The sequence below is a fragment of the Mesorhizobium sp. P3_A9 genome (assembly GCF_056402975.1).
On record NZ_JBFUGJ010000710.1, the window covers coordinates 1 to 1,150 of the forward strand.

Consider the following 1,150-nt stretch of genomic DNA (forward strand, 5'->3'; position numbering starts at 1 on the left):
CTGTTGCGTAATTCGCTGGTTGTGATTCTCTGAGATTGACGCTCGGAGGGAATCACGATGGCAGTGAAGCAGACGGGTCAGTTGAGCTTGGCGGAAGCCTTTCTGGGCGGCAAGTTGGCAGGCGGTTCTTCGCCACTCGATCGATTGTCAGGTCTGGTGAAGTGGTACCGCTTCGAGAAGCTACTCAACCCGCTGCGCGATGGTGGACCGGGTCGGGCTGCCTGGCCACCGTTGATCCTGTTCAAGGCGCTTTTGCTTCAATCTCTGTACGGACTGTCGGATCGCGAACTGGAGGAGGCGCTTGGCGACCGGCTGTCGTTCCGACGTTTCGTCGGGCTCGGGCTGGAGGAGAGCATTCCYGACCACACGGTGCTTTCGCGCTTTCGCAACCTGCTTGTCGGCGAAGGTCTGTTCGAGAAGCTGTTTGGCGAACTGGACYGGCAGTTGGAGAAGGCTGGCGTGATCCTGAAGCGGGGCACGATGCTGGATGCCACGCTGATCAATGCGGTCTCATTGCCGCCGACGGACGAGCAGGCATCAAAGGATGCRGATGCCCGTGTCACGGTGCGGCAAGGCAAGGGCGGCTTCACTTTCGGCTACAAGGCACATGTCGGAGTGGATGAGGGCTCTGGCCTGATCCGCAAAGTGATCACGACGCCTGCCAACGTCAACGACACGGTGGTGGCCGATGCCTTGATCTGCGGCGACGAGAAGRCGGTATGGGCGGACGCCGCCTACGACACCCATGCCCGCCGTGCCCGGCTCAAGGCCGCAGGCAAGAAGCCTCGCATCGCGCGCCGCCCCAACAAGCACCATGCACTGCCGCCGCGGCTCAAACATTACAACCGTCTGATCGCCAGACGGCGTGCCGCAGTCGAGACCACCTTCGCCACGCTCAAGAACCGCATGAAGCTGACYACGATCCGCTATGTCGGGCTGGCCAAAGCCACTGCCCAGGTGACGTTAGCGGCGATTGCCTTCAACATGCGCCGATGGGCCGCCATCACAGGATAGGTGCGCCCGCAGTCCGGCCCCACGAGGCCGAACCGCCGCCCGAAAYTCCAAACCAGACACAAGAACTCACGAATACGGGCGATATTCCCGCAATCCCGCTCTCATCCGCGCTCTGCTGCAATTACACAACAGGCCC

1 protein-coding gene is annotated in these 1,150 nt (G+C 61.6%); it reads left to right on the forward strand.

Annotated features, from left to right (window positions below; translation table 11 throughout):
* Window positions 1-57 precede the first annotated feature (57 nt).
* Window positions 58-1,014: an IS5 family transposase gene (locus tag AC1DX0_RS36190; protein ID WP_477359338.1), complete on the forward strand. Its 957-nt coding sequence runs from the start codon at window positions 58-60 to the stop codon at window positions 1,012-1,014.
* Window positions 1,015-1,150: the final 136 nt, after the last annotated feature.